Here is a 13,344-nt window from a genome sequence, read left to right on the forward strand (position 1 = left end):
TTAGAGGAGCAAGTGCTCCGTATAGCAAAGAGGGTGCCATGTCCGATCAGTCCCCAGCCACCGCCCACGACGATGCCAACGGCTGGAACGCTCGAATCATCGCCGAGGTCCGGGCGAACGCCGGGTATGCGGCGTGGAGCAGCGAGGCCGATTTTGCCGCGGGACGCCCGATCCCACCGCGCATCCCCGGTCTCTACGACGGACACCCGGGCATGCCGCTCATCCTGGTTCACCACACCGGAGCCAAGACCGGACGTGAACGGATCAGCCCATTGTTCTACCTACCGGTCGGCGACAACTGGGCCGTCTTCGCTACCCACGGCGGCAGCCCGCACCATCCGGCGTGGTATCGCAATCTGATGGCCAATCCACACATCAGCGTCGAGACAGGCACCGAAACCGTCTCTGCCGTAGCCCGGCTCACCGAAGGCGCGGAACGCGAGCAGATCTGGGCCGAAGAGATAGCGCTCGTCCCGAAATTCGCCGAGTTCGAGACGGCCGCCGACCGACAAATCCCGGTCGTCGTGCTGGAGCGAGTCCCTGAAAATCAGGTGTGCACATAAAACGGGACCGGCAATTCCTGATGCCCGTCGATGCCCACTCGTCGGCATTGCGCGCGTATTCTGCGGCCCAGCCGGCACGACGACCGCAGGCAGCGAGCGAAGCACGCTGGGAAGCGCTGTCGCCCAACGACAGGGACCTCCGCGCCGTCCGGCACAGCCGTGCCTCTCCCGCACCGGTCCGCTGGCCGACGGGGCAACACGGCAGACCAATCGCGATTTGCCACCGCTGTGTCCTGCCCGAGACGATGGGCCGCAGCGAACGGAACACCACTGCGGAGCTACCCGCGGTTTACCTTCGCCATGTCCCGCTCACGGCGATCGGCCGCAGTGAATGGGACGCCACCCCTCCGCGTTTTGCCACCGCTGTGTCCCGTTCGTGAGGAGTGGCGGCGAACGGGATTGCTGGGCGGCGAAGGGGCGCGGAGGGTTTGGGTTAGTGGGCGGCGGAGTCCCAGCTGCGGCCGGTGCCTACGGAGACGTCGAGTGGGACGGAGAGGTGGATGGCGGCGGACATTTGTTCCTTGGCGAGGGCTTCGAGGGTTTCCTTTTCGCCCTCGGCTACCTCGAAGAGGAGTTCGTCGTGGATTTGGAGGAGCATCTTGGAGCGGAGGCCGGCTTCCTGGATCGCCTTGTGCACGTTGATCATTGCCACCTTGATGATGTCGGCGGCGGTGCCCTGGATGGGGGCGTTGAGGGCCATGCGTTCGGCGGCTTCGCGGCGTTGGCGGTTGCTGGAGTCGAGGTCGGGGAGGTAGCGGCGGCGGCCGAAGAGGGTCGAGGTGTAGCCGACCTTGCGGGCCTGCTCGACCACCTCGTACAGGTAGTCGCGGATGCCGCCGAAGCGGTCGAAGTAGACGTCCATCTGTTCTTTGGCTTCGGTGGTGCTGATCTTCAGCTGGGCCGCGAGACCGTAGGAACTCAGCCCGTAGGCGAGACCGTAGGACATGGCCTTGATCCGGCGGCGCAGCTCCGGGGTGACCTCGGCGATCGGGATGTCGAACGCCTTGGACGCCACGAAGGTGTGCAGGTCCTCGCCGGAGTTGAACGCCTCGATCAGCGCCTCGTCCTCGGAAAGGTGCGCCATGATGCGCATTTCGATCTGGCTGTAGTCGGCGGTCATCAGCGACTGGTAGCCGGACCCGACGACGAAGGTGTCGCGGATCTGCCTGCCGGTGTCGGTGCGGATCGGGATGTTCTGCAGGTTCGGCTCGGTGGAGGAGAGCCGGCCGGTGGCGGCGATGGTCTGGTTGAACGTGGTGTGGATGCGCCCGTCGTCGGCGACGCACTTCAGCAGGCCGTCGACGGTGACCTTCAACCGGGTCGCGTCGCGGTGCTCGAGCAGGTGTTGCAGGAACGGGTGCTCGGTCTTCTCGAACAGCGATTCCAGCGCGTCGGCGTCGGTGGTGTAGCCGGTCTTGGTGCGCTTGGTCTTCGGCATGTCGAGCTCGTCGAACAGTACGACCTGCAACTGCTTGGGCGAGCCGAGGTTGATCTGCTTGCCGATCACCTCGTAGGCCGCGTTGGCCGCCTCGGTCACCTTGTCGGCGAACTGGCGTTGCAGCGTCTCCAACTGGCCGGTGTCGACCGCGATGCCGGCGTCTTCCAGGTCGGCGAGGACGCTGAGCAGCGGCAGTTCCATATCCTCCAGCAGCGGAACGGATTCGATCTGCTGGAGTTCGGTGTCGAGGGCGTCGGCGAGGTCGGTGACGGCCCGGGCGCGCAGCATTTCGGCCTGCGCGACCTCGGCGTCGACGGTGTCCTCGTCGTCGAGCAGGGACAGCTGCGGGGCCTCGTCGGTCTCGGCGCGCAGCTCGCGGCGCAGGTAGCGCAGCGAGAGGTCGTCGAGATTGAAGCTGCGCTGACCGGGGCGGACCAGGTAGGCGGCGAGCGCGGTGTCGCTGGTGAGACCGCCGAGGGTCCAGCCGCGACCGCGCAGCGCGTGCATAGCGGACTTCGCCTCGTGCAGGGCCTTCGGCACGGCCGGGTCGGCGAGCCAAGCGCCAAGGGCCGCTTCGTCTTCCGGGGTCAGGATCGAGACGTCGATGTAGCCGCTCTCGCCGTCGGCGGCCGCGATGGCGAGCGCGCGCACGTCACCGTTGCCGGGAGTGCCCGAGCCGACGACCGAGACACCCTGCCGGACACCGGCTTTCGCATGCTCGCCGAGCCAGCCGGCCACCGCGCCGACCTCCAGCGCACCGCCGCTGATCTCGAAGCCCGCCTCGGCCTCCGGCTCCTTCGGGGCCAGGGTCTCGAACAGCCGGTCCCGCAGCACGCGGAACTCCAGGTCGTCGAAGAGCTGATGAATCTTGTTGCGGTCCCACGGTTGCTGCGCGAGCTGATCGGGGGTGTAGGGCAGCGGCACGTCGCGGATCATCTCGGTGAGCTGACGGTTCAGCACGACGCTGCTCAGGTTGGCGCGCAGGGCCTCGCCGACCTTGCCCTTCACCTCGTCCACCTTGTCGACCAGGCTGTTCAGGTCGCCGTATTCGCGGATCCACTTGGCCGCGGTCTTCTCCCCCACGCCGGGGATGCCGGGCAGGTTGTCGCTCGGGTCGCCGCGCAGCGCCGCGTAATCCGGGTACTGGGCGGGCGTGAGACCGTACTTGGTGAACACCTCGTCGGGGGTGAAGCGGGTCAGATCGGAGACGCCCTTACGCGGGTAGAGCAGCGTCACGTTTTCCTCGACGAGCTGGATGGCGTCGCGGTCGCCCGAGACGATCAGCACCCGGAAGCCCTGCGCGACGGCCTGCGTGGTCAGCGTGGCGATGAGGTCGTCGGCCTCGAAGCCGTCGATCGCCATCACCGGGATGCCCATCGCGCCGAGCACGTCCTTGGTGAGTTCGACCTGACCGCGGAACTCGTCCGGCGTCTGCGAACGGTTCGCCTTGTACTCCGGGTACGCCTCGGTGCGGAAGGTCTTCCTGGACACGTCGAACGCCGTGGCGATATGCGTCGGCTTCTCGTCGCGCAGCAGGTTGATCAGCATCGCGGTGAACCCGTACACCGCGTTGGTGGTCTGTCCCGTCACCGTCTTGAAGTTCTCCGCCGGTAGCGCGAAGAACGCGCGATAGGCAATCGAATGCCCATCCAGCAACAGCAGAGTCGGCCGGTCACCCGGCGCGGAATCGCTGGAGCCGGACGCGGTGGCAGGACGCTGAGCAGTCGTGGGTGAACTCACGCCACAGAGTGTAGGGACCAGCACCGACAAGCTGATACGCCGACACCCGGCCAGCCGCCGACCATCCGTTTTCCCAGCGAATTCCGGGACCGAGTCGAGACGCGGTCCCGACTCGACCCGGATCGAGCTTCACAGCAAAGAAGCGACGAGTTCGCGGAGGACGGGCAGGCTGACCGAGCCCGAGCCCAGGACCTTGTCGTGGAAGGCCTTGATATCGAAGGCGCTGCCCAGGCGTTCGGTCGCGGTGAGGCGTTGGCGGCGGATTTCGAGCTGGCCGACCTTGTAGCCGACGGCCTGGCCCGGCATGCCGATGTAGCGATCGACCTCGGTGGTGATCTCGGCGAGGCCGGCGGGGGCGTTGGCGACCATGAAGTCGATGGCTTGCTGCCTGGTCCAGCCTTTGGCGTGCAGCCCGGTGTCGACGACCAGGCGGCAGGAGCGCAGGGAGTCCCCGGCGAGCATGCCGAGGCGGCCGAGATCGTCCTCGTACAGCGACATTTCCTCGGCGAGACGCTCGGTGTAGAGCGCCCAGCCCTCGACGAACGCGGTGTTCGCGTAGGACTGGCGTTGGAAACGGGGCAGGTGGTCGAGCTCGTTGGCGATGGTGAGTTGCAGATGGTGGCCGGGGATGGCCTCGTGGAAGGCGACCGCGGCGGTCTCGAACCGGCCACGACCGGTGGGGTGATAGGTGTTGACGAAGTAGGTGCCGGGACGGGACCCGTCGGCGGCGGGCGGGAAGTAGTAGGCAGCGGGCGCGTCGGCGGCGAGGAAGTCCGGCATCGCGACGATGTCGCAGGATTCCTTGGGCAGCCGGCCGAACCAGTTGCCCATCTCGGCGTTCGCCGCGGCGAGCGCGTGCCGCGCGTCGAACATGATCTGCTCGCCGTCGACGTAACACAGCGATGGATCGTCGCGCAGCCTGGCGAAGATCGGACCGAGCTCGGCGGTGCCGAACAGCCGCTCGCCGACCGTCGCGTACTCCTCGCGCAGTGCCTCGAGTTCGGCCAGGCCGAGCTCGTGGATCTCCTCGGCGCCGAGATCGGGCAGGGTGGTGTGGTAACGCAGCTGACGGCGGTAGATGTCCTCACCGTCGTCGCCGAGCCAGCACAGCCCGGGCTGGTCGTCGGAGCGGCTCGCGGGCAGCAACTCGTCGAACAGCACCTCACGATAGGCCTGGAACGCCGGACGGATGATATCCCTTGCCACATCGGTCAATTCGGCCCGCCAGAACGCTTCGCCGTCCCAGTCCGGCGGCCCGGCGAAGGTGACGAACGGATCCGTGGCGAGCTCCGAGGCCAGGTAGCTGTCGAGCTGGTTCAGCGACCGTTCGAGGGTAATCCGGGGCGGCGTGCGACCCGCGGCGAGGCCGGCGCGGAACCGCTCGACCGCCTGCCCCAGCATGTCGCCGTACTGCCGGAACCGCAGCACGAGTGCCCGCGCGCTGCCCGGCGTCGGCGCGTTGGTCTGCGGCGCCATCGTCAGCAGGTAGGCGTGCACGCCCTCCATCTGATCGGAGGCCAGCTCCAGCGGCCGCCATTCCAGCCGCTCGATCACCCCGGTCAATTCGGTGCGCAGCAGGCTGCGGGTGACCCGATCGGTCTCGTCGAGTTGCCCGGCGTCGAGCGCGTCGACCTTGCCCAGCAACTCGCGCCAGGTCGCGAGCAACCGCTCGTCGGCCGCGGCGGACAGATCCTCGATGCGGTCGTCGAACCGCCGATCGCCGAGCAATGTCGCGTCGCTCGGTTTGGCCTCCAGGAAGGTGTCCCAGTACCGCTCGGCCAGACCTGTCAGCTCATCATGACCATTCATGGTCTCGATCATGCCTCGAGGGCGGCCTTGCGGCACTGGGGTTTACACCGTGACTATCCGACGCCGAGGTAAGCCGACTTCACCGACGGATCGGTGAGCAGCTCCCGGCCGGAGCCGGTCTTGGTGACCTCGCCGGTCTCCATGATGTAGGCGCGGTCGCTGCGCGAGAGCGCCTGCTGGGCGTTCTGCTCGACCAGCAGCACCGTGGTGCCCTGCTGGTTGATCTCCGAGATGATCCGGAAGATCTGCTGAATGATCATGGGCGCCAGGCCCATCGACGGTTCATCCAGCAACAGCAGCCGCGGCCGGGCCATCAGCGCGCGCCCGATGGCGAGCATCTGCTGCTCGCCGCCGGAAAGCGTGCCGCCGACCTGCTTGCGCCGCTCGGCCATCCGCGGGAACAGCTCGAACACCCAGTCCAGGGTCTTGGCGTATTCCGCTTTCTGCTTGAACGGCCTTCCGTAGCAACCCATGTCGAGGTTTTCCTGCACCGTCATGCCGGGGAACACACCCCGGCCCTCCGGCGCCTGGATCAGACCCTCGCCCACCCGTTCGTGCGCCTTCATGTGGGTGATGTCGCGACCCTCGAACATGATCGTGCCGCGGGTCAGCGGCAGCAGCCCGGACAGCGCCCGCATGGTGGTGGTCTTGCCCGCGCCGTTCGCGCCGAGCAGGGTGACCAGCTCACCGGCCGCCACGGACAGCGAAATCCCGTGCAGCGCCTGGATTCTGCCGTAGTTGACGACCATGTCGGTGACCTCGAGCAGCGCGTCCGAACCGCCCTTGGTCACGTCGGCGGTCTGCTGATCCGGTTCTCTGTGCGATGCCATCGCTGCTCCTACCCGTCCGTCCCGTGCGCGCTTGCCGTCCCCGACTCGGTGCCGTCGTCGGGCACACCGAGATAGGCGGCGATCACCGCGGGGTCCTCCCGGATATCGGCGGGCAGCCCGTCCGCGATCTTGCGGCCGAACTCCAGCACCACGATCCGGTCGGTCACGCCCATCACCAGGCGCATGTCGTGCTCGATCAGCAGCACGGTGAACCCGTCGTCGCGGATCTTGCGGATCAGATCCATCAGCGCCGACTTCTCGCTCGGATTGAACCCGGCGGCGGGCTCGTCCAGGCAGAGCAGCTTCGGCTCGGTGGCCAGCGCCCTGGCGATCTCCAGCCGACGCTGATCGCCGTAGGACAGGTTGCGCGCCTTCTCCACGGCTTTCGGTGCGATGCCGACGAATTCGAGCAGCGCCATGCCCCGCTCGATCGCGTCGTGCTCCTCGCGCCGGTGCCGGGTGGTGCGGAAGATGGCGCCGGGCACCGAGGTCTTGTGCCTGGCGTCGGTGCCGACCACCACGTTCTCCAGCGCGGTCATCTCGCCGAAGAGCCGGATGTTCTGGAAGGTGCGCGCGATGCCCAACCGGGTGATGGCGTTGCGCTTGGTCTTGGTCAGCGGCGCGCCGTCGAAGTACACCGTGCCGGACGCGGGCCGGTAGACACCGGTGATCGCGTTGAAGCAGGTGGTCTTGCCCGCCCCGTTGGGTCCGATGAGGCCGAGGATCTCGCCGCGGCGGATCTCGAAGCTCACCGAGTCCAGCGCGGTCAGGCCGCCGAACTTCACGGTCAGGTCCTCGGTGCGCAACAGCGGCGCGCCGACGGCCGTTTCGATCTCCCGGCTGGAGGCGACGACCTCCGCGACCGTTTCCGCGTCGGCCAGGTCCGGGATCACCGCGGTCAGGTCGACCACGCCGGCACTGGGTTCGGTCTCGGGTTCGGCCGCGTAGCCCGCGGCCATGTCCTCGTTGTCGAACAGCGCGCCACCGGCGCCCGGGCCGGTCATCGGGTCGCCCCGATCGCGTCGTCGCCGAACGGCTTGCGCACGGCCTGGTACACCTGACGCCCGTAGGCGAGCAGCTTCTGCCGGACCGGGAAGAGGCCCTGCGGTTTGAAGATCATGACCACCATCAGCGTGATACCGAAGAACAGATACTTGTAGTCGCCGAGCGACTGCGCGCCCGGTTCGTGGAACTTCAGCACGTTGCCGAGCAGAACGAGCAGCACCACAACCGCCACGATCGACCCGGCCACGTAACCCAGTCTGATCGGTCGTTCCTGATCACGAGCCCACCTGCGCCAGAACACGATCAACGCGACGAGCACCGCGATGCTGAACACGATCAGCAGCCAGCCGACCGCGGTCTGCCCGACAGCCTGCACCGACAGCAGCCGGTTCGGCAGGTACACGATGATGAACGCACCGACGATCACGCCGAGCTTGTTGCCCTGCCCGCCGATCACCACCGCGCACAGGAACAGCATCGAGTTGATGATGTTGAACCCGGTCGGGTTGATGAACTGCACCTGACCCGCGTACAGCGCGCCGGACAGGCCGCCGACCGCGGCGCCGATCATGAACGCCCACAGCTTGAACTTGAACGTCGGCACGCCCATGATCTCGGCCGCGTCCTCGTCCTCGCGGATCGCGACCCAGGCCCGGCCGACCCGGCTGCGCTCCAGGTTGCCGACGATCAGCAGGACGATGATCACCAGGATCATGCCGACCCAGAACCACCAGGTGCCGGCGTTCGCCTTGTCGAAGATGTTGGAGCTGTCCGAGTTTCCGACATTGCCGGAGGAGAACACGCCGTTCTGCTTGTGTTCCGACTCGCCGATGTGCGGGTAGGCGATGCCGGACAGGCCGAGGCTGCCGTTGGTCACGTCGCCGAGGTTGTCGGCCAGCAGCCGGACGATCTCGCCGAAGCCGAGCGTCACGATGGCCAGGTAGTCGCCGCGCAAGCGCAGCGTCGGGGTGCCCAGGATCAGACCGGAGACCGCGGTGACCGCCGCCGCCAGCGGCAGGCAGGCCAGCCAGGCCCAGTCCTCGCTCAGCCAGCCGCCGTCCGTCTGATTCCACGGACTGTTGGGACTGGTGAGCAGGCCGACGGTGTACGCGCCGACGGCATAGAAGCCGACATAGCCGAGATCGAGCAGACCCGCCTGTCCGACAACGACATTCAGGCCGACCGCGAGCAGCGCGTACATGGCGAACTGCGCCATCACGCCGCCGAAGCTGGTACCGGGAGTGTCGAGGAAAGGGGGCGGGAACAACGGAAGCAAGGCCAGCAGGATGATGGCGGGGACGCCGACGGCCCACTGCGCCGGCCGGGACAATCCTCCCCACCAGGCACGCAGGCTGTCACCGACGCCGTGCATCGGCCGTTCCGGCTTGGTCGGCGGGGTAAGGGTTTTCGTCTCACTCATGACTCCACCTCGCTAGCGCTCGGCTCCGTCATGCGCGAGGCACACTGTGACATGATTCGTTCGCTTCGCTCACTCATGCTCGTGCCTTCCCGAGGCTCTCACCGAGAATGCCGGTCGGGCGGATCATCAGGACCAGCACGAGCACCACGAACGCGACCACGTCACGCCATTCGGTGCCGAACAGGATCTGACCGTAGTTCTCCGCCAGCCCGAGCAGCAGGCCGCCGAGCAGCGCGCCACGCAGGTTGCCGATGCCGCCGAGCACCGCGGCGCTGAACGCCTTGATGCCGAGGATGAACCCGCCCGAATAGATGATCCCGTTCGGGATCTTGAGCGCGTACAGCAGCGCGGCCGCACCGGCGAGCACGCCGCCGATGAGGAAGGTGAGCATGATGATCCGCTCCCGCGAGACGCCCATCAGCGTCGCGGTATCGGGATCCTGCGCGACCGCCCGGATGCCGCGGCCGAACTTCGTCTGATTGATCAGCAGTTCGGTGGCGATCGCGAGAATGACTGCGGCGCCGATGATCACGAGCGTCACGTTGGTGATGTCCGCGCCACCGAAACTGAACTGCTTGGTCGGCTCCACCAGCATGATCGGCTTCTGGGCGTTGGTGCCGCCCAGGCTCGGCCAGATCTTCGGCAGCACGAAGTGCACCACCTCCTGGATCACGAACGAGGCGCCGATCGCGGTGATGAGAAAGATCAGTGGTTTGGCGCCGCGTCTGCGCAGCGGCCGATAGGCCACGCGCTCCAATCCGACCGCGGCGGCGCCGGATACCGCCATGCCGAAGATCATGGCCAACGCCAGATAGGTAATGGTGAGGATGATGCCCTGGGAGTAGACATCACCGCTGGGCGAGAACCCGAGCAACATCAGCCCGACATACTGGCCGAACAAGCCGAGCATGAATATTTCCGAATGGGCAAAATTGATCAGCCGCAAAACGCCGTAGACCAGGGTGTAGCCCACAGCAACCAGCGCGTAGATCGCACCGTAGGACAATCCGTCGACGGTCAGTCGCCAGAAATCGTGGATCACTCCTTCATAGTTGAAGTCGATTGATCCGCCGGCGAGTTGTACAGCGCCGGTTAATGCCGTTGAAGTCATTTCGCTAATTCGCCCTCATCGATTCGCCCTCATAGATTCGCCCCTAACGACACAGCAGCACGTACTGGGATTCGCGCGAACCCCGGTACGTGCTGCGCGATCGTTCGGGTGGGTTACTTGACCGTGTAGATCCAGATCAACGCGTTGCTCAGTTCGCCGTTGGCGTTCCACTTGTACTGGCGCGCGAGGCCGGCACCGTCGTAGGACTTCACGAAGTCGAGCAGGTCAGGACGGGTGACCTTGCCACCGTCGATGCCCTTGGCCAGGATCGTGGCCAGGTCGTAGGCCTCCACCGAGTACACGCCGGACGCCTGGCCGTTGAAGGCCTGGTAGTCCTTGGCGAACTTCTCCGGGGCCGGACCACACGGGCAGGTCAGCGTCGCGCCCTTGGCCGCACTGCCGGCCTGGGACAGGAACTGCGGGTCGTTCACGCCGTCGGGGCCGATGAAGACACCCTTGAAGCCACCGGACTTCAGCTGCTGGGCCAGCGGCGCGCCCTCGGCGTAGTAGCCGGCGTAGAAGACGGCGTCGGCGTTGGCCGAGGCGATCTTGGTGACCGTCGCGGAGAAGTCCTTGTCACCGGTCTTGATGCTGGACGAGCAGGCCGCGTCGGCCGCGGAACCGAGACCGTCGGTGATGCTCTTCGCCAGGCCGGTGCCGTAGTCGCTGTTGTCCTGGACGACGCAGACCTTCTTGTAGCCCGCGGTGCCGGTCAGGTACTTCGCCACGGACGGACCCTGCACGTCATCGTTGGCCAGGCCGCGGAAGAAGGTGGTCCAGCCGTTCTGGGTCAGCGTCGCGTTGGTGGCCGAGGAGGTCACCGAGACCAGGCCCGCGTCGCTGAGGATCTTGCCGGTCGCCTTGGTCTCGCCGGAGAACGCCGGACCGACCAGGCCGATGATCGACTTGTCGTTGACCACCTGCGGAATGACCTGGGTGGCCTTCTGCGGGTCGCCCTCGGTGTCGAACGACTTCAGTTCGATCTTGCAGCCCGCGTTGGCCTTGTTGTGCTGATCGAGCGCCAGCTTGACGCCCATCTGAATGTTGATCCCGAGCGCGGCATTCGGGCCCGTCAACGCGCCGGCGAAGGCGATGGTCGTACCGGCCGGGCAGGTCGCCTTGCCGTCACCGGCAGGGTCGGCGGCCTTCGCCGGGTCCGTCTTCGGCACCTCTTTGCCGTTGATGTCTACCTGCGCCACCGGCTGGATGGACAGCCCGGCCGCGCCGCTGGTGCCGGACGTATCCGTCCCACCGGTGCTGGTCGATTTGTCACTGCATCCGGTCAGCACCAGCGCGGCGGCAGCGCCGATAGCCAAAACACCTCGCGTCGTACGACTGTGCCATGTCGAACTAAGCACGTTTCACCTCTAAGTCCTGTGCTCCCCCGGGATCACCGAGGGGGCCGACCACGTCGACCCGGTCAGAACTTAGCGTTCATACGTTAGTTCCGCATCACATTCGGATCATGAACGCGACATCGTGTCGAATTTTTGTTCACGATTGCGTTTCACCCGCGTAAAATCCACGCTTAATCGGCTCAGACGGACGCAGACCTTCGACACGCCGTGCCCTACCTTCAGGGTCCGCTCAGCGGACCCGGCCGCTCACTTGGGCGCCAAGTTCTCCAGCACGACCTCGGCGACGGCCTTCATCGTAGTCCGGCGATCCATCGCGGTCCGCTGAATCCACTTGAAAGCCTGCGGCTCGGACAGCCCCTGCGTCTGCATCAGCACGCCCTTGGCCCGCTCCACCAGCTTGCGGGTCTCCAGACGGTCGGACAGGTTCGCCACCTCGCCCTCCAGCGCGGTGATCTCATGGAAACGGCTCGCCGCCAACTCGATCGCCGGCACCAGATCCGACTTGGTGAACGGCTTCACCAGATACGCCATCGCGCCGGCGTCGCGTGCCCGCTCGACCAGATCGCGCTGACTGAACGCCGTCAGAATCACCACCGGCGCAACCCGTTTCGACGCGATCTCGGCCGCCGCATCGATACCGTCCCGGCGCGGCATCTTCACATCCATGATCACCAGATCCGGGCGATGCTCCACCGCCAGATCCACCGCCTGCTGGCCGTCGCCGGCCTCACCCACAACCAGGTAACCCTCTTCGGTCAGCATCTCGACCAGGTCCATCCGGATGAGCGCCTCATCCTCCGCGACGACAACCCGCTTCGCCCCCGCGTCGCGCTTAGTGCTTGCGCCCCCTGCTGCTGTACTCATAGGTAGACCCCTCTGGTTCAGATGCCTGTCCCGACACGCCGAAGGGTGGACGTTGGTCCAACAAGCCGACCATCGACCTCACCACCGCGCTATCGAGTGATGTAAAGAGTACCTTTCACTTCGGCATAGAACGCATATACCCAGGGCAAACCGCCCGGCCGCGCGTTACCGAGCAACCGGTTAGGTACCAGGCCGCCCCACCCGCTATCATTTCCTCCCGGTGCGCCGGGTTGGCGGAACTGGCAGACGCGACGGTCTCAAAAACCGTTGTCCGAAAGGACGTGTGGGTTCGAGTCCCACACTCGGCACTCGACGATGGGCGATCCCTGTTCGCGGAGAACGCGAACCGGGGTCGTCTCGTCATTTTTTCCGGGGGTGCAACCCCCGGGCCCCGCTCGGCGGGGCTTCGCCCCCCGAACCCCCTTCCAGTGGTTGCGTTCGTTGGGGTGTTGCGATTTCGGGACTTGCGAGCATTGGGTGCTGCGATCACGGGGTGCCGCATTTCCTTGAGGTCCCGTGATCCGAGGCGCGGCGATCACGGCGGTTGCCATCAGGGGCGATGCGGTCATTGGGTGCTGCGATCGTTGAGGCCGCAATACCCGAGATACCGAGATCCTTGCGATGCCACGATCCGAGGCGCGGCGATCATGGGGTTGCTATCCGGGGCGGTGCCGGATTCCTTGGGGTGCTGCGTTTTCTGGGTACCGCATTCCACGAGGTGCCGCCATCCTTACGAAGCCGCGATCCTTGGCGTGCCACGATTCCGAGGCGTTGCGATCACGGGGGTTGCTACCCGGGGCGATACGATCGTGGGGCGATCCGTTCCTTGTGTGCCGCATTCCTCGGGGTGATGCTTCATGAGGACCGCACGTCCTTGCTGTGCTGCGATCCTCGCGGTGGCGCGATCCGGGGCGTTGCGATTATGGAGATGTTGCGATCCGCCACATGCTTGGGCGCTGCGGGCTGGCTGGGCGTTGAGGGGCGGTCAGCCTGTATCCGGTCGCGGACTTGTCGCGTTGTGGTGGTTTCCGCACGCTTTTTGATTTCCCGCACACCTTCTGATTTCTCGCACACCGACTTGCCGCGCTGACACGCGTGCGGATGTCAAAAGCCGTGCGGCTGTGACGGTTTTGGGCAACTGGCACGGCGGGAAGCGTTCGCGGGTGCAAGTCGCAGCATCCGACCCGGCGCTGAACCGGCTCGGAC

At 66.2% G+C, this 13,344-nt stretch carries 9 protein-coding genes and 1 tRNA gene; 2 read left to right on the forward strand and 8 right to left on the reverse strand.

What is annotated here, in order from left to right; all coding sequences use genetic code 11:
* The first annotated feature begins 38 nt into the window (after nt 1–38).
* Nucleotides 39–563: a nitroreductase/quinone reductase family protein gene (locus tag ACFYO1_RS24740; RefSeq protein ID WP_387235442.1), complete on the forward strand. Its 525-nt coding sequence runs from the start codon at nt 39–41 to the stop codon at nt 561–563.
* Between the two features lie 433 nt (nt 564–996).
* Here ACFYO1_RS24740 and polA read toward each other — a convergent pair whose 3' ends face one another.
* From polA to ACFYO1_RS24780, 8 genes are all read right to left on the reverse strand, one after another.
* Complete coding sequence (polA, locus tag ACFYO1_RS24745) at nt 997–3,741, reverse strand: DNA polymerase I (protein WP_387235445.1); 2,745 nt, start codon at nt 3,739–3,741, stop codon at nt 997–999.
* Between the two features lie 129 nt (nt 3,742–3,870).
* Complete coding sequence (locus ACFYO1_RS24750; protein ID WP_387235448.1) at nt 3,871–5,550, reverse strand: DUF885 domain-containing protein; 1,680 nt, start codon at nt 5,548–5,550, stop codon at nt 3,871–3,873.
* 53 nt (nt 5,551–5,603) lie between these two features.
* Nucleotides 5,604–6,299, reverse strand: coding sequence for an ABC transporter ATP-binding protein (locus tag ACFYO1_RS24755; protein ID WP_387238529.1), 696 nt, complete (start codon nt 6,297–6,299; stop codon nt 5,604–5,606).
* A gap of 89 nt (nt 6,300–6,388) precedes the next feature.
* Complete coding sequence (locus ACFYO1_RS24760; protein ID WP_387235451.1) at nt 6,389–7,384, reverse strand: ABC transporter ATP-binding protein; 996 nt, start codon at nt 7,382–7,384, stop codon at nt 6,389–6,391.
* Nucleotides 7,381–8,805 carry a branched-chain amino acid ABC transporter permease gene (locus ACFYO1_RS24765; RefSeq protein WP_387235454.1) on the reverse strand — a complete coding sequence of 475 codons (1,425 nt, stop codon included), beginning with the start codon at nt 8,803–8,805 and terminating at the stop codon, nt 7,381–7,383. Before ACFYO1_RS24765 ends, ACFYO1_RS24760 begins: the two co-directional genes overlap by 4 nt.
* Before the next feature lie 73 nt (nt 8,806–8,878).
* On the reverse strand, nt 8,879–9,916 hold the full coding sequence (locus tag ACFYO1_RS24770; protein ID WP_387235457.1) for a branched-chain amino acid ABC transporter permease: 1,038 nt from the start codon (nt 9,914–9,916) through the stop codon (nt 8,879–8,881).
* 113 nt (nt 9,917–10,029) lie between these two features.
* Nucleotides 10,030–11,232, reverse strand: coding sequence for a branched-chain amino acid ABC transporter substrate-binding protein (locus ACFYO1_RS24775; protein ID WP_387235460.1), 1,203 nt, complete (start codon nt 11,230–11,232; stop codon nt 10,030–10,032).
* A gap of 288 nt (nt 11,233–11,520) precedes the next feature.
* On the reverse strand, nt 11,521–12,138 hold the full coding sequence (locus ACFYO1_RS24780; protein WP_150406672.1) for an ANTAR domain-containing response regulator: 618 nt from the start codon (nt 12,136–12,138) through the stop codon (nt 11,521–11,523).
* A gap of 224 nt (nt 12,139–12,362) precedes the next feature.
* Between ACFYO1_RS24780 and ACFYO1_RS24785 the strand changes: the two genes are divergently transcribed.
* A tRNA-Leu gene (locus ACFYO1_RS24785) sits at nt 12,363–12,446 on the forward strand.
* Nucleotides 12,447–13,344 lie beyond the last annotated feature (898 nt).

Source organism: Nocardia sp. NPDC006044, from assembly GCF_042871115.1.
Lineage (GTDB): Bacteria > Actinomycetota > Actinomycetes > Mycobacteriales > Mycobacteriaceae > Nocardia.